Genomic DNA, 18,876 nt, shown 5'->3' on the forward strand with positions numbered 1-18,876 from the left:
CGTGAGCGCGGCCCTTCCGGCAGGGGGTCAGACCCGCCGGCTCCTGCTCTCCGCCTCCAGAGGCGTCGTCGGGCGCTGCCGTGACTTCAGTCGCGCGGCGCTCGCGGACTGGGGGTGGCTGCCCGACAGCGGACCGCACGAGGATCCGTACGTCTGGAGCGGCCCCGCGGGCGAGCCCGCGGACCTCGAGCAGGCCGACGACCTCGAGCAGCTCGCCGACTTCGGCGGGATCGGCGGCGACGACGAGGCCGACGAGCGGCTGGCTGTCTCCGAGGACGTCCTCATGGTGGTCTCCGAGTTGGTCACCAACGCCTGTCTGCACGCGGAGGGGCCGCAGGAACTGGTTCTGCACTGCACGGCGGAGCGGCTCCGTATCGAAGTCAGCGATCCCAGCCCCGTACCGCCCCGCCCGCGGCCCCATGCCGATCCGGCGAAACCCGGCGGCCACGGTCTCGTCGTGCTCGGACGTCTCGCCCGTTCCTGGGGCTCGGAGCCGCGCGGCACCGGCAAGACCGTCTGGGCGGAGATCGCGGCGCCGCGCCACCCCCACGAGGGGGCCTGACGGCTCGGGGACGCCGTAGGCGACGCCATCCGGGGTGTCGCCCGGGAGAGCCCGTGCGAGAGTCGAGAGTGAACAGAAGACGCCGAACGAGCGACACGAGGTCGGCGATGGACGCATCCGGTCACTCACGGGACCATCCGGACCACCCGGACCCCTCGCTGGCGCACCCCCCGGCAGAGGTCCGGGAACGCGCCGCGGCAGACGCCCGGCCACCGGCCGAACTGAGCGAAGAAGGCCTCAGAAAGCTGCTGGCGGGGCTCACGGCCGTGCGCGACGGAGACTTCTCCGCACGGCTCCCGGACGACGCCGGGGGCATCATGGGCGAGATCGCGGGGGTCTACAACGGCATGGTCGACCAGCTCTCCCTCGTGACCTCGGAAGTCACCAGGGTCGCCAGGGAGGTCGGCGCAGAGGGCCGGCTCGGCGGCCACGCCCGGGTCAAGGGCGTCGGCGGCGTCTGGCAGGAGCTCACCACCGGCGTGAACACCATGGCCGACAACCTCACCTCCCAGGTGCGGTCGATCTCCCAGGTCGCATCGGCCGTCGCCCGCGGTGACCTCACCCAGAAGATCCGGGTGGACGCCCGCGGCGAGATCCAGGAGCTCAAGGAAACCATCAACACGATGGTGGAACGGCTCTCCTCCTTCGCCGAGGAGGTCACCCGGGTCGCCCGTGAGGTCGGCACCGAGGGAAACCTCGGCGGCCAGGCCACCGTACGAGGCGTGTCGGGCACCTGGAAGGACCTGACCGACAACGTCAACTCCATGGCCACCAACCTCACCAACCAGGTCCGCAACATCGCCCAGGTCACCACCGCCGTGGCCAAGGGCGATCTCACCCGCAAGATCGACGTGGACGCGCGTGGCGAGATCCTCGAACTCAAGACCACCATCAACACGATGGTCGAGCAGTTGTCGTCGTTCGCCGCCGAGGTCACCCGGGTCGCGAGGGAGGTCGGCAGCGAGGGCCGGCTCGGGGGCCAGGCGGAGGTCGAAGGCGTCTCGGGCACCTGGAAACGGCTCACCCAGAACGTCAACGAGCTCGCCGGCAACCTCACCCGGCAGGTCCGCGCCATCGCGGAGGTGACCAGCGCCGTGGCCGAGGGCGATCTGACCCGGTCCATCGCCGTCGAGGCCCCGGGCGAGGTCGGCGACCTCAAGGACAACATCAACTCGATGGTCGAGTCGCTGCGCGCCACCACCCGCGCCAACGAGGAGCAGGACTGGCTCAAGACCAACCTCGCCCGGATCTCCGGACTGATGCAGTCCAGCAATGACCTCACCGAGGTCGCCTCGGTCATCATGAACGAGGTGCCACCGCTGGTCTCGGCCCAGTACGGGGCCTTCTTCCTCACCGAGGAGGCGGCCGACGGCAGCGGACCCGAACTCGTCATGACCGCCGCCTACGGCATCCCCGCCCAGCCGTCGGACCGCGGCCCCGCCCGCTTCCGCCTCGGGGAGTCCCTGGTCGGTCAGGCCGCGCTCAGCCGCCGCACCGTCGCGGTCGACGATCTGCCTCCCGGATTCGTCACGGTCTCCTCCGGCATCGGATCCACCGATCCGGAGGCCCTGATCGTGCTGCCGATCGTGGTCGAGGACCAGGTGCTCGGCGCCGTGGAGCTCGCGGCGCTGCGCCCCTTCACCTCTATTCACCGGGACTTCCTCGACCAGTTCATCGAGACGGTGGGCGTCAACGTCAGCTCGCTCATCGCCCATGCCCGTACCGACGAACTGCTGGACCAGTCCCAGCGGCTCACCGCCGAACTCCGCGCCCGGTCGCAGGAGTTGCAGGCCCGCCAGGAGGAGCTTCAGCGCTCCAACGCCGAACTGGCCGAGAAGGCGGCCCTGCTCGCCGACCGCAACCGTGACATCGAGCGGAAGAACCTGGAGATCGAGCAGGGCAGACAGGAGCTGGAGGAGCGGGCGAAGCAGCTATCCCGCACCTCGATGTACAAGTCCGAGTTCCTCGCCAACATGAGCCACGAGCTGCGTACCCCGCTCAACAGCCTGCTCATCCTGGCGCAGCTGCTGGCCCAGAACCCCGAAGGCAACCTCAGCGAGAAACAGGTCGACTACGCCGAGGTGATCCACTCCGCCGGCTCCGACCTGCTCCAGCTGATCAACGACATCCTCGATCTCTCCAAGGTCGAGGCGGGCAAGATGGATGTCCACCGGGAGCCGTTCCCGCTGGCCCGGCTGCTCGAGTACGTCGAGATGACCTTCCGGCCGCTCGCGAGCGAGCAGAACCTGGACTTCGGCGTCGTCACGGCGCCCGACGTGCCCGCCGACATCACCACCGACGAGACCAGGCTGCGGCAGGTCCTGCGCAACCTGCTCTCCAACGCCCTGAAGTTCACCGAGCACGGCAGTGTCGAACTGCGTGTCGAGCACGCCACCGACGACGAACTCCCCGCGCCGCTGCGCGGACTGCCGGTGGTCGCCTTCCGGGTCCGTGACACCGGCGTCGGCATCGCGCCGGAGTATCTGGACTCCATCTTCGGGGCGTTCCAGCAGGGCGCGGTCACCACCGGCCGCCGCTACGGCGGTACCGGCCTCGGGCTTTCCATCAGCCGTGAACTCGCCCAGCTCCTCAGCGGTGTGATCGTCGCCGAGAGCCAGCCCGGTGAGGGCAGCGTGTTCACCTTCTACGTACCCGTCGGCGGCGAACTGCCCGAGCAGCCGCCCCCGGGACTCGCCACGCGCGGGTCCGTCGGCACTGCGCCCCGCACGGAGCAACGGCCCGCCCACGACAGGACACTCGCCGGTCGCACGGTGCTGATCATCGACGACGACGTCAGGAACGTGTACGCGCTCACCGAGATCCTGGAGGCCGAGGGGATGCGGGTACTCACCGCGGACGACGGCCGCTCCGGGATCGATCTGCTCACCGAGCACGAGGACGTGGACGTGATCGTGATGGACGTGATGATGTCCGGGATGGACGGCTACAGCGCCACGGCGGCCATCAGGGAGCTGCCGCGGTTCGCCTCTGTGCCCGTCATCGTGGTCACCGCCAAGGCGATGCCGGGGGACCGGGCCAAGAGCCTCGCCGCCGGGGCCAACGACTACGTCACCAAACCGGTCGACGCGTACGACCTCGTGGCGCGGGTACGCAAATGGCTCCAGCGCTGAACGCTCGCCGGTGATCAGGTCACCTGTACGACCACCAGGCTGGTGTCGTCGTCCGTGTCGCCGGTGGCGGATGCAAGCAGCCTGTCCGTGCGCTCGTCCAGGCCACCCGGGCCGAGCCGCTCGGCCGCGCGCCGCAGACCGGCCAGGCTCTCGTCGAGCCCGGTGTGGCGGCGCTCGACGAGACCGTCCGTGTACAGCATCAGGGAGTCACCGGGCTCGAGCGCCGTCACCTCCTCCGAGTACTCCGCGGAGGACATCGCCCCGAGCAGGATGTTGCGCGGAGGTTCGAGGAAGCTAGCCCGGCCGTCGCGGACCAGCAGCAGCGGAAGATGGCCCGCACTGGCCCATCGCAGCGAGCGGTTCGACGGGTCGTACAGGGCGCACACAGCCGTGGCCGTCGGACGCCCGTGCGTCTGCAGGGTGACCTCGTTGAGCCAGGCCATCAGCCGTGCCGGCGGATGACCCGTGAACGCGAGCCCGCGCAGCGCGTTGCGCAGCGCGACCATGCCCGTCACGGAGTCGATGCCGTGCCCCGCGATGTCGCCGACGGCCACCAGCACCTGTCCGCTCGGCAGCGGCAGTACGTCGTACCAGTCGCCGCCCACCCGGTACTCCTCGGCCGCGGGCCGGTAGCGGGCCGCGACCTGCAGCCCCGGCAGGCGCTGGAGGACCGGCACTTCTGGCACGATCGCCTGCTGCAGCTGGAGCACCAGCTGGTGGCGCAGCGCCGCCTCCGTCTGCGCGGCGGTGAGCCGGTCGAAGGTGGCGCTCAGCGCGATCTCGGTGTGGTGCTGGGCCGAGACGTCCTGGTACACCCCCGTGATCCCGGTGAGCACACCGCCCGTCAGCAACGGCTCGGCCGCGATCCGGACATGACGCAGACCGCCGTCCTCCCGGACCACGCGGACCACCGTGTGCGCGCCCTGGTGCCGTTCTGTCACCTCGGCCAGCAGGGCGTCGAGTTTGTCGGCCTCGTCCCGGTGCAGCTGCGGCGCCAGCCGGCGCAGCGGTACCGGGGGAGTGGCCGGGTCGAGGCCGAAGATCCGGTACGCCTGCTCGCTCCAGCGGGCCGTACCGGCAATCAGGTCGTCCTCGAACGCGGCCAGATTCTCGAGCCTGCCCAGCACCCTGCTGACCGACATCGCGGGGTCGGTGGCGCTGTGCCAGAGCACGACGGTCCTGCCGGGGCCGACGGGCAGCACCCGGACGTCGTGGAGCGGGTCAGAGGCACCGGGTCGGTGCAGGACGGGCAGCCGGGCCGCGCGCTGAGGCGCCGCCGACTCGCGTGCCGCGCGGGCCAGTCGTACGACATCCGCTTCCACCGCCGGGAACACCTGCGCCAGCGGCCGGCCGGAGGCCCCCGGCACATGACCCGCCCAGTCGAGCGCCGGCCGGTTGAGGTGCTCGATGTGCAGCGCTCCCGTCGACGGTTCTGCGCGCAGGGCCATCGCCGGATGCGTCAGCAGATCGAGGAGCGGGGCGAGCACGGCTGCCTCCGCGTGCCCGGCCGCCCCCGCGTCCAGGATGCGCGCGGCCGGGACCGCCAGTCCTGTGAGCGCCCGCTGCACCGGCTCGCCCAGCTCGCGGGGGCCCGGCCAGTCGGCGACGGCCAGACCCGTGACCGTTCCGCGCTGCCGCAGTGGCAGTACGGCACGTGCGGCGTCCGGTGCGGATCCCGGCAGCCGCTCGCCCTCTGGCGGACCGCCCGGGAACCATGCGGGCGCCGCATCCATGAGAGCCCGGTGCAAAGGGCCGCCGGCCGACGGAGGAACCCACTGCCAATGGACGGCCTCCAGCGGGTTCACCCCGGCCTGTCCTGCCAGCTCCAGGCAGTCCGTCTCCGTACGCCTGAACAGCCACAGTCCTCGCACGCCGAGCGGGCGAAGCCCACCCTCCAGCAGGGTCTCGGCGACCTCGTCCACCGTGCCGCCGGTCTTCACGCCGGTCTCCGTGGCGGCCTCCGTGATGCGCGTCTTGCGCGCCTGCGCCGTGTCTCGGTCCGAGTCCTCGCCGACCCCGCCGGGCAGGCCGGCCGATCCCGACGCACCGTTGACGACGTCCGCGGCGAAATCCTCCTGTGTGACACCCGTGGTCTCGGCCAGCTGGGCCAGATGGTCCACGGCATCGGCCGGAGTGAGGGAGAGCTGCGCGACCAGGACGCCCGACGCGAGGTCGACGAGGTGACGGCGTGCGAGATCGCGGTGCAGGTCCGCGAGTTCGGCGGTGAGCTGCGTGACCGCGGCGGCAAGCTCGTCGGGCCCCGGTTCGTCCCGCCCTTGATCGGGCATCGTCATGTGTTCTCCAGCGTGACGAACCGGAGTTTACTCGCGCGTCAGGCGCCGCGCTTCCGGTCGGGCCGCCGGTCCCCGGCGCCTTTCGGGCCGCGGCCCGGCCGGTCGTTCGCGGAGGTGCCCGGCGCGCGGGCGCTTTCGCGGCTGCGGTCGCGCAGCTCCTGCGCCCTGCGGCGCAGGCGCGCCCTGTGCTCGGGATCGTTGCATCGTTCGGCTCCGCGGAACAGCTCCTCGGCCATCACCCGAAGCTCCTCCGGCGTCCCGACCGGTTCACCCGGTATCGTCATGGCTCCTCCTTCCGGGGCCATGAGCCAGGCAAACACGGCAGGGTCACCCCCGCACGCTGTGTCCGTCACCCCCTGTGACGAAGAGCCCTTCTAGCTGGGGTAATCCTCCTGAAAGTCGCCGTGTGTCTCGTCGGGGCCGAGCCGCAGCTCATGCTCGCCGCGCTCCCGCAACTCCTGTGCACGCAGGCGGAGCCGCTCACGTTGTCCGGGGTCGTCGGAGCGTTCCGCCCTGCTCGCCAGCTGGTCGGCCTTCTCCTGCAGGGCTTCCGCACGTATCCGTGGGTCTCGTTGGCTGTCCATATGGTGGGGCTTCCCGGAGCCGTCCGGGATAACCGGCATCAACGGGGGCAGAAGCGGTACGTCGGCGAAAGGGGAGTGAATGCCATGCTGGTGAAGGACGTGATGACGACCGGCGTGCTGATGCTGTCTCCCGAGGCATCTCTTGTCGAGGCCGCGCGGCTGATGCGGGACGAGGACATCGGGAATGTGATGGTCGCCGAAGGGGACCGGCTTCTCGGTGTGCTGACGGACCGTGACATCGCCGTGCGGTCGGTCGCCATGGGGCATGACCCGCGTGTCATGCCGGTCCGGTCCGTGTGCACCCCGGATGTCCTGACCATCCGGCCGGACGCCGAGGCGGCGCAGGCCGTGAGCATGATGCGGGCCCACATGGTGCGGCGGCTCGCGGTCGTCGAGGACGGTCACCCCAGGGGTGTCGTCACGCTCGGGGACCTCGCGAGGGCGTGCGATCCGCGTTCCGTCCTCGCCGGCATCAGCTCCGGTCCGCCGAACAGCGGCGCCTGAGCACGACGCGGAGGCGCCTCGGGCACCGGACCGGTATCGCCCTCGACAGCTGTGTCCGGACCTCACGGACTCGCGCAGACCTCACATGTGCCCCTTCGAGTAGTACTGCTCGATGAGGTGGATCTCCGTCATACTCTTGTCGTCCCGTCCCCTCTCGAAGTCCGGCGACTCCTTGATCTCGCCCTTCGTGGCGGCCACGTGCACGGTGTGGTTCTCGTGGTCGATGCGCGAGACGACCCCGGCCGGCACCAGGACCCGGTGGCCGAAGATCCACGGCCCGGTGTCCACCACGATGTACGACCGGCCGACTTCCTCGGAGTGCTTGTCGATCCTGCCGATGGTGCCGTCGGCCGCCTCGACCTTGTACCCCACGAGCTGCGCCCCCGGTGCGTAGCCCGCAGACTCGGGGAACCCCCAGACACCTGCACCCATGGCGGTCTCCTTTCCTCCTCCGGTGCTGGTACCCCCGGTTCCGGTGCCGGTACCCCGGGCGACCCGCGCCGATCGTCCCGGCGGGGCAAGCGGTACCAGGCCCACAGCGCGACGGCCCCGACCGCCGTCCCGGCCGTGAGGCAGTCCGAGCGCCACAACTTCGAGGTCCGGCCCCGGGCTCGGACGCGTGGCGAACAATGCCGTCGTGCCACTGCGAAGCCTGCACTCGGGTCACATCGACTGCACGTGTTGGCTCGCGGTGGGAGTCGCGGTTCTCACGGCCCTGGTGGGGGGCCGGACACCGCAGAAGCAAGACGTCGCCGCGTACTCAAGGGCGTCGTCGCGTAATAAGGGGGGCGCCGATAACCGGCGCGACTCCTCCAGGACGCCGTCGTCCGCCAGCAGCCCCTCGCGCAGCTTCGTCAGGACACGCGCGAGCAGCCGGGACACATGCATCTGGGAGATCCCGAGCCGCTCACCGATCTCCGACTGGGTCAGCTCGTCGCCGAACCGGAGGGACAGGATCGTGCGTTCCCGCTCGGGCAGAGCGGCGATCAGCGGCTTCAGGCACTCCAGACACTCGACGACGTCCAGCGCGGGATCCTCGACACCCAGGCGACGGGTGAGCGGGCTTATCGCGTCGGCGTCCTCGAGGGGCTCGATCGACCGTGCCACATAGCCGTTGGCGGCCCGTTGGCCCTCGACCACTTCCGCCTCGGTGACACCGAGGCGGACCGCGAGTTCCGCCGCGGTGGGTGCGTGCTCCAGATCCTGCTCCAGGACGTCGTACGCCTTGGCGAGGTCCAGGCGCAGTTCCTGGAGCCGCCGTGGCACCCGGACGGCCCAGCTGGTGTCGCGGAAGAAACGCTTGATCTCGCCGACGATGGTGGGCAGCGCGAAGGAGGTGAACTCGACCTCGCGTTCCACGTCGAAGCGGTTGATCGCCTTGATCAGGCCGACCGTGCCGACCTGGACGATGTCCTCCATGGGTTCGCTGCGGTCACGGAACCGGCCTGCCGCGAACCTGACGAGGCTGAGATTGAGCTCCACCAGCGTGTTACGGACGTACGAGTACTCGGCCGACCCCTCGTCGAGGGTGCGCAGCCGCCGGAACAGGGTCACGGACAACGTCCTGGCGTCCACCGTGCTGATCGTTCGTGGGTCCGGGATCTCCGGCAGGTCGTCGATCTTCAGAAGGCCGTCCGGTGCCGCCGACCCCTCCGGCCGCGCGGCACGGACGCCGGTATCTCGGGTGAGCAGGAAGCTGGACATGAGACTCCTTCGAGTCGAGCTCCACACTGCTGATACCCGTTTGTCCTGCTTTGATGCTTTTCATTCTCCACGGCGCGACTCTCGCGTCCGCGTTGCGTGGTGGATGTCAACCGTGCGTGTTCGTCCGGCGCTGCCCCGTCAGGGCAGGTAGCGCTCCAGCGCCGCGGCGCCTTTCTCCGCGATCTCCTTACGGGCGCGCTCGATGCGCCCGGGTGTGACGTCACGCCCGGACGCCATCACCAGATCCTCGGGGTCGAAGGGGCGTTCCGATCCGGTCCAGAGCCGGATCGGCCCCCCTGTGCGCTCCGGCTCTTCGCTCTTGTCCTGGGTCATGTCGTGCCTCCGGGCGAGTCCCGTCTCGAATGGCTGAGTACCAGCATCACGCCGTATCGCCAGAAACGCAGCCCGGACGTATGTACGGATACGGTGCGTGCCCGGACGGCGACGGGCCGGGTATCGCCGTATCGCGACACTCCGGCCCGTCGTCCCGGGGCGGCCCGTGCGAGCGGTCCCCCGTCAGCTCAGGCAATCGATGCCGAGACGATCGCCGCCACGGCGAGATTGCACGACGCGGTCACCCACACCGCCGGGTGCGGCTCCGCCTCGACCAGCGTCGCGCCCAGCTTGCCCGGGGTGACGAGGTCCACGATCAGGAAGGCCACGGCCATGAGTACCAGGCCCAGCACACCGAACGCGGCAGTCGACGCAAGGCCCTTGCCGAAGTCGTCGTACGTGGTCCAGATCGAAGTGAAGACGATTCCGCCGATACCGAGCAGCGCCGAGCTCAGCAGCACCGAGGCGTTGCGGTTGCGCTCCTCCCAGATCTGCCGGCCGAGCTTGCCGGGGGTCAGCAGGTCCACCAGGACGATGCCGAGGATCAGCAGGACCACACCGAGGGCACCGTAGGCGGTGGCCCGGCCAAGGCCGTTGACTATGTCGGTCATTGGGAAGCCAGTCTCCGTGTCTGAAATTGATCGTGGTCAAGGCGCGGCAAAATGTATCGCACGGCAGCGGCGCGACCCACGGCGATCCTCGCCCCGCCGTGTCACCCGGATGGCCCAGCAGCGCTGCGGGGCTGCCGCACATGGCGCGGAGAGTGGAGGTGAACCAGCCTCCCACCTACTGGAGTCTCCGATGGCATGCCTCAACCGACGTGATCTCGGCCTGCTCGCCCTGCGTGTGGGTACCGGAGCGGTCCTCGCGGCTCACGGCACCCAGAAGCTCTTCGGCTGGTTCGGGGGAGGTGGCGTCGAAGGAACCTCCAAGGCCATGGAGGCCATGGGGTACCGGCCCGGGAAACACAGCGCCGTCGCCGCCGGGCTCGGCGAAGCGGGCGGCGGAGCACTGCTCGCCCTCGGGCTCGCCACTCCGGCGGCCGGAGCCGCGGCGGCGGGCGCGATGGCCGGGGCGGTGGCCGTGCACCTCCCGGCCGGATTCTGGGCCACCGCGGGCGGCTTCGAGTACCCCGCCTTCCTCGGTTACACCGCGGCGGCCCTGGGGGTCACAGGACCGGGCCGCTACTCCCTCGACCATGTCACCGGGCACCGGCTGAACCAGGGGTGGACGGTCGCTGCGGCATTCATCGGCAGCGCACTCGCCGCGGCCGCGGTTCTCAGCAGGCGCGCCGCCGGTTCGCAGAACGAGGAACCCGAAGAGGCATAGCCGAACGGCTCGAGGCGCACCGGCCCCACCACATGTCGGAGGGTCGAACGCACCTGCATCGGGGACCACTTCAGTCCTGGCCAGGAGGAGGGTGACCAGGAGGCGGGTACGGAGCACCTCCGGGATCCGCCCCGTGCGCGGCGTGGGGCATGCCGTTCAAGTGGACGATCCTCATGAGGTGGTGGCCGGGCAGGAGCTTGCGCGAGCGCTGGATCACCACCATGGCCGCGTCGTCTCCCAGGCGTCCGCCGACGTGCGCGACGAGGTCGTCACGGATGTGGTGCAGCAGTGCCTCGGGACCGCTGCCGGCCCACCGGACGACGCGTTCGGCGAGCGGATAGAAGGAGCCGTCGGTGGCCCGGGCCTCGATCACTCCGTCGGTGTAGAGCAGGAGCGTGTCGTCGTCCTCGAAGTCGAACGCGTCGAGGGTGCGGCCGGGCCTCGGCAGATCGCACATGCCCAGCGGGGGGCCGGGGTGGCGGGTATGCAGGATCGTCACACGGCCTTTGTGCAGCAACAGGGGTGGAGGATGGCCGCAGTTGCCCATCTGCGCCTTGGAGTCCTCGTCGGCGATGTCGAGCATCAGGGCGGTGACGAAGTGCTCGTCGAAGTCGTCGTCAGCCTCGGGGCGATGGTGCTCGGCGTGCTCCGCCAGATGCCTGCAGATGCTGTCCTCCAGACGATCGGCGAGTTCGAGGAGGGTGGCGCACCGGTGGGCGGCTTCCCGGAAAGCGCCCATCAGTACAGAGGCGTCACTGATGGAGGGGAGGCCTTTGCCCCGGACGTCGCCGATGATCAGTCGGGCGCCGTTCTTGGTACGCGTCGCCGCGTAAAGATCACCGCCGATCTGTGCCTCGTCCTCGGCGGCCAGGTACAGGGAGGCGATCCGCAGGGGACCCATCCGGTGGGGCAGCGGTCGCAGTACCACCCGCTGTGTGGCCTCGGACACCGACCGCACCTGGTCCAGCTCACGGATGCGGCGCTCCCGCGCACGGCAGAAGTACACCAGCACCACCGAGATGACCGCCAGGGCGGCGATCTGCACCTGGTGATTGGTGGTGAACCCACCGCGCAGCACGGCGATGACCGTCTGTGCGATCACGGCCAGTGCGCCGATCAGCGCGGTGAGTCGTGAACCGGCGAACGACGGCGTGATGGCGGGGGCGACGACCAGCAGAGGGCCGAGATGGATGTGGCGCGGGGCCAGAACATCCACGAGTGTGATCGCGACGATCAGCGCGAGGGGAATCGCTACCAGTGCACGACTCGACTGCCATGGCTGCCACAGATCCGCAACGCGCCGCCTGAGGCCCATGTGTCCACTCTGCACCCTCTGTGCGGGGCGAGCAGCGCCCGTGATGAAGCAGGGGAGTCTCCTCCGTGTCCGGGGAGGAGACGGTCCGCTTTACACGGGCGCCGTGGTCCGGGCCTTTTCGATGAGCATGTCGAGGAGCGAGAGGAGGGCGTCGCGGACATCACCCCGGGTGCGGGCGTCGAGCATGAGGATGGGCGTGTTCGGGTCGCGCAGATGCAGCGCAGCCCTGATCTCCTCGGCCGTGTACGGCTGTTCGCCGTGGAAGCAGTTGGCGCCGACGACGAACGGGAGGCCGCGGTTCTCGAAGAAGTCGACGGCCGGGAAGCTGCGGTCCAGACGGCGGGTGTCGACGAGCACGATCGCCCCGAGAGCGCCGTTCAACAGGTCGTCCCACATGAACCAGAAGCGTTCCTGGCCAGGTGTACCGAAGAGGTAGAGGACGACCCCGGCGTCGGTGAGGGTGATACGGCCGAAGTCCATCGCCACGGTGGTCACCGTCTTGGACTCGATGCCGTCGAGGTCGTCGACGCCGACACCCGCGGCCGTCAGCCGCTCCTCCGTGCGCAGCGGCTCGATCTCGGAGATCGTCTCGACCAGGGTCGTCTTGCCGACGCCGAATCCGCCGGCGATCAGGATCTTGACGGGGGCCGCTTCCTGGGCAGGGGTCTCATATCCGGGCAAGGCTGTCCCTGATTCTCATGAGCAGGTGGACATTCGTTGTTTCCGACTCCTCCAGCGGCGGCCGGTGGTGGATCAGCCCGCGGTCCGCGAGCTCGCCGAGAAGGACCGTCATCGGAGTGAGGCGCATGTGCATCCGGGCCGCGATCTCGGCGACCGCCTGCCCGTTCGGAGGCGAGCACATGGAGAGGATCGCCTGCCACTCGGTGGGCAGGCCGCCGAGATCGTCCGCGGAGACCGCCGCCGTGATGGTGGTGTCCATGGTCAGGACGGTGTGCGGCACCGCTGTACGGCCATCTGTCAGGGCGTACAGCCGTGGCCGGCGACGGCCTCCTCGCTGTGGGTCGTCCGGCATTACGACGTGGGCACCTGGGTGCGCTCAGGCGTGCCCAGCCACTCACCGAGCGCCTGCGCCGTCCGCACCGCCTCTCCGCCCAGCTCTCCGAGCCGGGCCTTGCGGGAGGTCACGACGATGAGCGTGCTGCCCTCGCCGCACCCCACGATGCACAGATACCTGTCGTCCATCTCGACCAGCTGGCGGATCACCCGGCCGCCACCGACCTCCCGGGATATCGCCTTCATCGTGGCCGCGATCCCGGAGGACGCAGCGGCCATGCGCTCCGCCTGGGGCCGTTCCAGCAGATAGGCGCTGAGCTTGATCCCGTCGTTGGACAGGAGAACGGCACCCTCGATGCCGGCGATCCTGCTCAGGTTGTTGTCCAGGATGCTGTAGATCATGTCGTTCGATGACGTCGTCATGGCTGATCCTGTCGGAGCTCGTCTTCCACTGTCTGTGTTCCGTGTTCGTAGTCCGCCCAGGCGTCGGCCACCTCTTCGGGTGTCGACGCGTCGCGGGCGACCTCTGTCTCCGGTGCTCGTGGCTCGCGGAGCTGTCGGCTCATATGGGTCTGCGGGACGCGCTCGGGCAGGGCCGGACGCGAGTCCCCGTCCCGCGTCAGGGTGTGAACCGGCTGCGCACTCTCCTCCGCTCGTCCTTGCTTCTGACGCGTCGGCAGCCCGGACCGTACATGCAGGACGAGCTCGGGCTTACGAGTGCCGGGTCGGCGCGGCGCGGCTGCGGGGGTTTCCGGGGATTCGAGGGATTCGGGGGATTCGAGGGACTGCGGGGCGGGCTTCTCCGGGACGGACGGCGCCGACGCACCGGCGGGCTCCCGCTCGGTCGGTACCAGCACCGCCTTGGGGACGATGACCACGGCCGACGTCCCGCCGAACACCGAGCGGCGCAACGTCACCTTGGCCCGAAGTTGTTCGGCGAGATGGCCGACCACGAAGAGACCGAGCCGGTGAGCGTTCTCCGCCAGGACGGCATAAGGCGGGGCCGAGTTCAGTCGCCCGTTCATCTCCTCGTAGCTCGCGGCGGTCACCCGTGGACCCCGGTCCTCGATCTCGACGGACAGCCCGTCGGCCACCAGCTCGGCCCGGATGACGACCTTCGACCTCGGCGGGGAGAACCGGGTGGCGTTGTCCAGCAGTTCTGCCAGGAGGTGGCTGATCTGGCTGACCACGCCCGGTTCCACGCTGATCTCGTCCAGGGCCTGCCGCTCGATCCGCCGGAAGTCCTCGACCTCCGCGGCGGCCTCGCGCAGCAGGTCGGCGACGCGCATGGGCTCGGTGTGCGGGTCAGGGATCTCACCACCTGCCAGGATGAGCAGGTTCTCGATCTGCCGCCGCATGCCGACCGTCAGCTGGTCGGACCTCATCAGCTGGGCGAGGAGCGCTTCGTCGTGGCCGAAGGTGTCCTGGAGGTCCTCGGTGAGGCTCAACTGGCGGCTGACCAGGTTTCCTGTGCGTGAGGCGATGCCCGCGGCGAACATCCCGAAGCCGTGACGCTCGTCCGCGAGCTGCCTGTGCCCCTCGACGGACACGGCGACGACCCGGGCGAACGCGTCACTGATGCGTCCGACCTCGTCCTGCTCTCCGCGGACCGTCGGCAGCGCGCCGTCGTCGACGGACTGCCCACGCTGCAGCCGGTCGACGACGTCAGGCAGCGTGTCCTCTGCGAGGGTCACGGTGCGTTCGTGCAGACGGCGCAGGCGCCGCATCACCGTGCGTGTCGTGAACACGACGACGCCGGCGACGAACAGCAGCGCGCCGAAGCTTCCCACGATCAGCCAGGTGACCTCTGTCTCGAGCTCGGCCGCCTTTTCCGCGGCACCGGCGAGCAGCCCCCGGGACCGCTCGGCGTTCATCTTGCCCAACAGCGGACCCCATGCCTCGTGAGCCGGCTTCCAGCCTCCGATCTCCTGGGGCAGCTTCACGCCTGACTTGACGTCGGAGTGGTCGGAGAGCACCGCGTTCTCGATACGGGACTTGGCCTGCCACGCGTCCGAGCCGCGTATCTGCGCGTAGAGGTCGTGCTCCGCGTCCGGCAGATACGGCACGATCCAGATGTCGTACAGGTGCCGCTGGGCCCCGACGGCGTTGACGAAGTCGGCGAACCTCGAGGCGGTCAGCTCCCTGGACGGCCCGGCCTGCGCGAGGATCGTGTCCTCCTGCGCCACCATCTCGGACGCCGAGAACATGGCGACGACCACGCGGCTCTCCTGGGTGAGCCCGACGTCTTCGGTGTGGCTGAGCTCGTCCTGGTAGAAGCGGATCATCTGGCTGATCATGCTGGTGTAGAAGGCGACCGTGCTGTTGGGGTTGCCGGCGCGGACGTCCGCGCGCTCGCGGTAGGCGTCCAGGTCGTCGAGGCCTGCCACGACCTCCTGGAGGCGGAGGTACGCCAGCTCCGACACCGGACGCACGGTGGCCGACGACCGCCGGAACTCGGCCGCGACCCGGTCCGTGGCTGCGCGGCGTTCGAGGATCTCGTTCTCGGGTACGGAAGGGTCCGCCCAACGCGCGGCAGTCGCCGTCCGCTCGGCCTGCATCTCGACCATCAGTCTGTACAGGGGTACGCCGAGCCGCTCACCGGAAGCCACATCTGCGCGCAGGTGACTCGACTGCTCCAGCAACCGGTCGGCGGTCACGACGACTTGGGCACCCATCGCCAGCATGGGTACGACCGCCAGCCAGACGAGCAGGGTACGCAGGCGCACGGGACGCCGACGACGGGCCGGCGACGGTGCTCGTGTGCCTGCGGGTTCTGTGGGAGACATCAGTCCTCGGGCGGGTTGGCGGGGACAGGCCGGCGGCCGGGCCCGGCCGCGGGCTTGGGGTGGGGACACAAGGACGGCCGGTCCGGCTTCGGGGACGTGGGGGAGGCCGATCATAACCAGACACGCCGAGAAAGCGAGAGGTTGTGTCAGTGATCACTGCGTGGTAAAGGCATGACAGGGCGTTACGGGACCGAGACCACATCGGCGTTCGGCGGGTGCGGTCTCCGGGCGCAAAGGTGACAAAGCATCACGGCACAGATCTGCCGCACCTCACGGTCATCCGGTGCGACTGCCACTTGCCGCGGGCTGCGCCGGCTCCGCTCCGCGCAGGGCGCCGTTCACTCCCCGGTGGGCGTCCGTCCGGCACTCCCGATGCCGGGCATACGGGAAGGAGTGGGACTCATCCCGGAACCAGCCGGTACGCGCGGCCGTCCGCGCCCCGACGGGAGACCGGGTCACGTGGTCTTGATCTGGCCGCCGTCGATGGTGAATTCGGCGCCGGTGATGTTGCCGGCACGCGGGGAGGCGAGGAAGAGGGCCAGATCGGCGACCTCGCGGGCCTCGGTGACCCGGCCCGTGGAGATCCCCATGCTCTGGGGCACGACCACGTCGATGGCTTCCTGCGCGGTGGTGCCGGCCGCAGCGGCCGTGGCGTCGGCGAAGGCGCCTGGGGCGGTCCAGAAGGGAGTACGGACCGGGCCCGGGGCGATCGCGTTGACCCGTACGCCGCGTGGTGCGAACTCCTCCGACAGGGACTTGGTCAGGCTTGTCAGTCCCGCCTTGGCCGCCGAGTAGTCCATGACCATGGGGAACGGCAGTCGCGCGTTGACGGAGCTGATGTTGATGATGGAGCCGCCCTCGGCGTCGAGCAGATGGGGGAGCGCCGCGCGGCTGGCCCGGACCGCGCTGAACAGGGTCATGTTGAAGATCCGCTGCCACTCGGCGTCGTCGACGTCCAGGAAGCTCGCACGGCCGGTCGCGCTGCCCAGGTTGTTGACCAGGATGTCGACCCTGCCGTACTGGTCCATGGCATGCCGGACGAGTGTGTCCGGTCCGTCCGCGGTGGACAGATCGACCGTGACGATGCCGACGCCGTACTTCTCGTGGAGGGCGTCGAGCTCGGGAGTGGTGCTCCGGCTCCCGGCGACGACGTGCGCACCTTCGCGGCCGAACGCCTCGGCGACGGCCAGACCGATGCCCTTGCTGCCTCCGGTGACGACGGCGACCTTGCCCTTGAGCTGGAGATCCATGGCAGGTCCTTCGGTGGATTGATCTTTCCCTCACCGACGGTAAGGGAAAGGAGCCGTGTGCGCCTGCGGGCCGCCGGGTACCGGCGGCCCGCAGGCGCAGCCCGGGTTCCCCCCGCGGCCCGGATCGCCGGCCGGACCCCGGCGAACGCGCCGGAGGTGGTCAGGTCTCGGCACGTGGGCTCGCCGATGCGGCGCGGGCGGTAGGAGTGCGTGTCAGGGTGGACGTGGAGGGCGGTTGGCCTCGTCCGTACGTGGTCGCGCCCCCTCAGGTGCGCACCGACGGCAGCAGACCCTGCGGGAGCGCGACACGATCGTCTCCCGCCGTGGGGACTCCGGCCGCCGGCTCGCCTGCACGAACACCTGTCACCGGCTCCGGCGACCTGACGCGGAGCGGCTGCAGGGGTTCTGTTGCGAGGCCCCGCCCGCAGGTCCATAGTCCGAAACATGGACGCGCGCGAGGCAGCGCTGCAGCGGGCACACGACCATGCCGTCCGCTGGCTGGCGAGCCTGTCCGATCGCCCGGTTCCGGCGCGTGCCTCGGTCGACGAGGTCGTGCGCGCGCTCGGCCCCGACCTGCCGGACGACCCCAGCTCGCCGGCGGACGTCGTGGAACTGCTGGCCACGGCCTGCGAGCCGGGTCTCACCGCGTTCCCCGGCGGACGCTTCTACGGTTTCGTGGTCGGCGGCGGCTTGCCGGCCGCACTGGCCGCCGACTGGCTGGTCGGCGCCTGGGACCAGAACTGCGCGATGCGCCTGGTCACGCCCGCGCACAGCGCGGTGGAGGACATCGCCGGGGCGTGGCTGCTGGAACTGCTGGGTCTGCCCCCGCGAAGCGCCGTCGGTTTCACCACCGGCGCCACGACGGCGAACTTCACCTGCCTCGCCGCCGCGCGTGACACGGTCCTGCGGCGGGCGGGCTGGAACGCCGCCCGCGACGGGCTCACGGGCGGCCCCCCAGTACGGGTCCTCGCCGGCGAGGGCCGCCACATGGCGATCGACCTGGCGCTGCGCTATCTCGGACTCGGCGAGCCCGAACCGGTGGCCGCGGACGATCAATGGCGTATCGACCCGCGCGCGCTGCAGCACGCCCTGACCACAGGGAACGCACGGCCGACGATCGTGGCCCTGCAGGCGGGAGAGATCCACTCCGGTGCCTTCGACTCCTTCGGCGACACCGTGGAGGCCGCCCACAGCGCCGGCGCGTGGGTGCACGTCGACGGCGCGTTCGGACTGTGGGCCGCCGCGTCCCCCGCGTACGCACATCTGACGACGGGCTGCGGGCAGGCGGACTCCTGGGCCACCGACGCCCACAAGACCCTCAACGTCCCCTATGACTGCGGCCTCGCCGTCGTGCGGGACCCGTCGACGGTCCGGGCCTCGATGGGGCACCGCGGCGACTACCTCATCCATGACGAACGGGGCGACCCCTTCGAGACGGTCCCCGAGTTGTCCCGGCGCGGCCGGGCCTTCACCGTCTGGGCCGCGCTCAGATCCCTCGGCCGGTCCGGCGTCGCCGCGCTCGTCGAGCGCCTGTGCCGGCATGCCTCGGCGTTCGCCTCCGGAATCGAGGGCGTGGACGGTGCGAAAGTGCTGAACGACGTCGTCTTCACCCAGGTCTGCGCCGCGTTCGGCGACAACACGCGGACGGAGCGGGTGCTCGCCCGGCTGCTCGACGACGGCACGGCCTGGATCAGCGGCTCGACCTGGCACGGCCGCCGCGTCATGCGGATCTCGGTCAGCAACTGGTCCACCACCGACGACGACGTGAGCCGGGCGCTGGACGCCATCCGCCGCGCGGCGGCAGCTGCTTGACCCGGGCGCGGTAGTCGTCGTGATCACAGACAGTCGGTAGGGAAACCGCTCTTGACCCGCAAGAACGCGGGCGGGGAGCCAAGTTCCTGGAGTGCCTCGAGTCCGGAATGAGGTGGCGTGACTTCGGTCACGGCGTTGCTGCTCGCCGGTGGTGAGTTTGATAAGTCCATCATGACATGAGTGATATGACCACCTCCCTGCCCGAGATCCGGTTCGTCAGATCCTGTGCGGAGTTTGTGCGTTCCCTGTGAATCCGGA

At 70.0% G+C, this 18,876-nt stretch carries 17 protein-coding genes and 1 pseudogene; 5 read left to right on the top strand and 13 right to left on the bottom strand.

Annotation, left to right across the window (positions count from 1 at the left end):
• Position 1 precedes the first annotated feature (1 nt).
• Together ACFU5O_RS07330 and ACFU5O_RS07335 are read left to right on the top strand one after the other, a co-directional pair.
• The gene (locus ACFU5O_RS07330) at positions 2 to 562 is read left to right on the top strand and encodes an ATP-binding protein (protein WP_384237460.1); all 561 of its coding nucleotides are present in this window, start codon (positions 2 to 4) and stop codon (positions 560 to 562) included.
• 107 nt (positions 563 to 669) lie between these two features.
• Complete coding sequence (locus ACFU5O_RS07335) at positions 670 to 3,693, top strand: HAMP domain-containing protein (RefSeq protein ID WP_384237462.1); 3,024 nt, start codon at positions 670 to 672, stop codon at positions 3,691 to 3,693.
• A gap of 14 nt (positions 3,694 to 3,707) precedes the next feature.
• Here ACFU5O_RS07335 and ACFU5O_RS07340 read toward each other — a convergent pair whose 3' ends face one another.
• The 3 genes from ACFU5O_RS07340 to ACFU5O_RS07350 all read right to left on the bottom strand — a co-directional run bounded on the left by ACFU5O_RS07340 (position 3,708) and on the right by ACFU5O_RS07350 (position 6,571).
• Complete coding sequence (locus ACFU5O_RS07340; RefSeq protein ID WP_384237464.1) at positions 3,708 to 5,987, bottom strand: SpoIIE family protein phosphatase; 2,280 nt, start codon at positions 5,985 to 5,987, stop codon at positions 3,708 to 3,710.
• Between the two features lie 38 nt (positions 5,988 to 6,025).
• The gene (locus ACFU5O_RS07345) at positions 6,026 to 6,271 is read right to left on the bottom strand and encodes a DUF6381 family protein (RefSeq protein WP_384237466.1); all 246 of its coding nucleotides are present in this window, start codon (positions 6,269 to 6,271) and stop codon (positions 6,026 to 6,028) included.
• 90 nt (positions 6,272 to 6,361) lie between these two features.
• Positions 6,362 to 6,571, bottom strand: a complete 210-nt coding sequence (locus ACFU5O_RS07350; protein WP_384237468.1) for a DUF6381 family protein — start codon at positions 6,569 to 6,571, stop codon at positions 6,362 to 6,364.
• 84 nt (positions 6,572 to 6,655) lie between these two features.
• Between ACFU5O_RS07350 and ACFU5O_RS07355 the strand changes: the two genes are divergently transcribed.
• A complete protein-coding gene (locus tag ACFU5O_RS07355; RefSeq protein ID WP_384237470.1) occupies positions 6,656 to 7,075 on the top strand; it encodes a CBS domain-containing protein in 420 nt (139 codons plus the stop codon).
• An 81-nt stretch (positions 7,076 to 7,156) separates the two neighbouring features.
• On the opposite strand, the gene ACFU5O_RS07360 is transcribed toward ACFU5O_RS07355, so the two are convergent.
• From ACFU5O_RS07360 to ACFU5O_RS07375, 4 genes and pseudogenes are all read right to left on the bottom strand, one after another.
• The gene (locus ACFU5O_RS07360) at positions 7,157 to 7,507 is read right to left on the bottom strand and encodes a PRC-barrel domain containing protein (protein WP_384237473.1); all 351 of its coding nucleotides are present in this window, start codon (positions 7,505 to 7,507) and stop codon (positions 7,157 to 7,159) included.
• 390 nt (positions 7,508 to 7,897) lie between these two features.
• A pseudogene (locus ACFU5O_RS07365) lies at positions 7,898 to 8,779 on the bottom strand (SigB/SigF/SigG family RNA polymerase sigma factor); the annotation flags it as partial.
• Between the two features lie 138 nt (positions 8,780 to 8,917).
• Positions 8,918 to 9,112 (bottom strand): hypothetical protein, encoded by a 195-nt coding sequence (locus ACFU5O_RS07370; RefSeq protein ID WP_384237474.1) that lies wholly within the window; start codon positions 9,110 to 9,112, stop codon positions 8,918 to 8,920.
• Between the two features lie 188 nt (positions 9,113 to 9,300).
• Positions 9,301 to 9,723 (bottom strand): DUF350 domain-containing protein, encoded by a 423-nt coding sequence (locus ACFU5O_RS07375; protein ID WP_384237476.1) that lies wholly within the window; start codon positions 9,721 to 9,723, stop codon positions 9,301 to 9,303.
• 190 nt (positions 9,724 to 9,913) lie between these two features.
• Here ACFU5O_RS07375 and ACFU5O_RS07380 point away from each other — a divergent pair, with 190 nt between their 5' ends.
• Positions 9,914 to 10,441, top strand: a complete 528-nt coding sequence (locus ACFU5O_RS07380; protein ID WP_384237478.1) for a DoxX family protein — start codon at positions 9,914 to 9,916, stop codon at positions 10,439 to 10,441.
• Between the two features lie 70 nt (positions 10,442 to 10,511).
• On the opposite strand, the gene ACFU5O_RS07385 is transcribed toward ACFU5O_RS07380, so the two are convergent.
• The 6 genes from ACFU5O_RS07385 to ACFU5O_RS07410 all read right to left on the bottom strand — a co-directional run bounded on the left by ACFU5O_RS07385 (position 10,512) and on the right by ACFU5O_RS07410 (position 16,806).
• A complete protein-coding gene (locus tag ACFU5O_RS07385; protein ID WP_384237479.1) occupies positions 10,512 to 11,756 on the bottom strand; it encodes a PP2C family protein-serine/threonine phosphatase in 1,245 nt (414 codons plus the stop codon).
• A 90-nt stretch (positions 11,757 to 11,846) separates the two neighbouring features.
• A complete protein-coding gene (locus ACFU5O_RS07390; protein WP_384237481.1) occupies positions 11,847 to 12,437 on the bottom strand; it encodes an ATP/GTP-binding protein in 591 nt (196 codons plus the stop codon).
• Entirely contained in the window at positions 12,424 to 12,696 is a 273-nt protein-coding gene (locus ACFU5O_RS07395) for a DUF742 domain-containing protein (RefSeq protein WP_384237482.1), read from the bottom strand. The genes ACFU5O_RS07390 and ACFU5O_RS07395 overlap by 14 nt, the downstream gene beginning before the upstream one ends.
• A 92-nt stretch (positions 12,697 to 12,788) precedes the next feature.
• Complete coding sequence (locus ACFU5O_RS07400) at positions 12,789 to 13,193, bottom strand: roadblock/LC7 domain-containing protein (protein WP_384237484.1); 405 nt, start codon at positions 13,191 to 13,193, stop codon at positions 12,789 to 12,791.
• Complete coding sequence (locus ACFU5O_RS07405; RefSeq protein ID WP_384237487.1) at positions 13,190 to 15,496, bottom strand: nitrate- and nitrite sensing domain-containing protein; 2,307 nt, start codon at positions 15,494 to 15,496, stop codon at positions 13,190 to 13,192. The genes ACFU5O_RS07400 and ACFU5O_RS07405 overlap by 4 nt, the downstream gene beginning before the upstream one ends.
• 515 nt (positions 15,497 to 16,011) lie before the next feature.
• A complete protein-coding gene (locus ACFU5O_RS07410) occupies positions 16,012 to 16,806 on the bottom strand; it encodes an SDR family NAD(P)-dependent oxidoreductase (RefSeq protein WP_384237489.1) in 795 nt (264 codons plus the stop codon).
• A gap of 444 nt (positions 16,807 to 17,250) precedes the next feature.
• Between ACFU5O_RS07410 and ACFU5O_RS07415 the strand changes: the two genes are divergently transcribed.
• Complete coding sequence (locus ACFU5O_RS07415; RefSeq protein ID WP_384237491.1) at positions 17,251 to 18,618, top strand: pyridoxal phosphate-dependent decarboxylase family protein; 1,368 nt, start codon at positions 17,251 to 17,253, stop codon at positions 18,616 to 18,618.
• Positions 18,619 to 18,876: the final 258 nt, after the last annotated feature.

Origin of the sequence: Streptomyces sp. NPDC057445 (assembly GCF_042802855.1) — a bacterium.
Lineage (GTDB): Bacteria > Actinomycetota > Actinomycetes > Streptomycetales > Streptomycetaceae > Streptomyces.

Coding starts and splice junctions, on each gene's coding strand:
- ACFU5O_RS07335 (WP_384237462.1), top strand. CDS start 670: ATGGACGCATCCGGTCACTCACGGGACCATCCGGACCACCCGGACCCC.
- ACFU5O_RS07340 (WP_384237464.1), bottom strand. CDS start 5,987: ATGACGATGCCCGATCAAGGGCGGGACGAACCGGGGCCCGACGAGCTT.
- ACFU5O_RS07345 (WP_384237466.1), bottom strand. CDS start 6,271: ATGACGATACCGGGTGAACCGGTCGGGACGCCGGAGGAGCTTCGGGTG.
- ACFU5O_RS07350 (WP_384237468.1), bottom strand. CDS start 6,571: ATGGACAGCCAACGAGACCCACGGATACGTGCGGAAGCCCTGCAGGAG.
- ACFU5O_RS07355 (WP_384237470.1), top strand. CDS start 6,656: ATGCTGGTGAAGGACGTGATGACGACCGGCGTGCTGATGCTGTCTCCC.
- ACFU5O_RS07360 (WP_384237473.1), bottom strand. CDS start 7,507: ATGGGTGCAGGTGTCTGGGGGTTCCCCGAGTCTGCGGGCTACGCACCG.
- ACFU5O_RS07370 (WP_384237474.1), bottom strand. CDS start 9,112: ATGACCCAGGACAAGAGCGAAGAGCCGGAGCGCACAGGGGGGCCGATC.
- ACFU5O_RS07375 (WP_384237476.1), bottom strand. CDS start 9,723: ATGACCGACATAGTCAACGGCCTTGGCCGGGCCACCGCCTACGGTGCC.
- ACFU5O_RS07380 (WP_384237478.1), top strand. CDS start 9,914: ATGGCATGCCTCAACCGACGTGATCTCGGCCTGCTCGCCCTGCGTGTG.
- ACFU5O_RS07385 (WP_384237479.1), bottom strand. CDS start 11,756: ATGGGCCTCAGGCGGCGCGTTGCGGATCTGTGGCAGCCATGGCAGTCG.
- ACFU5O_RS07395 (WP_384237482.1), bottom strand. CDS start 12,696: ATGGACACCACCATCACGGCGGCGGTCTCCGCGGACGATCTCGGCGGC.
- ACFU5O_RS07400 (WP_384237484.1), bottom strand. CDS start 13,193: ATGACGACGTCATCGAACGACATGATCTACAGCATCCTGGACAACAAC.
- ACFU5O_RS07410 (WP_384237489.1), bottom strand. CDS start 16,806: ATGGATCTCCAGCTCAAGGGCAAGGTCGCCGTCGTCACCGGAGGCAGC.
- ACFU5O_RS07415 (WP_384237491.1), top strand. CDS start 17,251: ATGGACGCGCGCGAGGCAGCGCTGCAGCGGGCACACGACCATGCCGTC.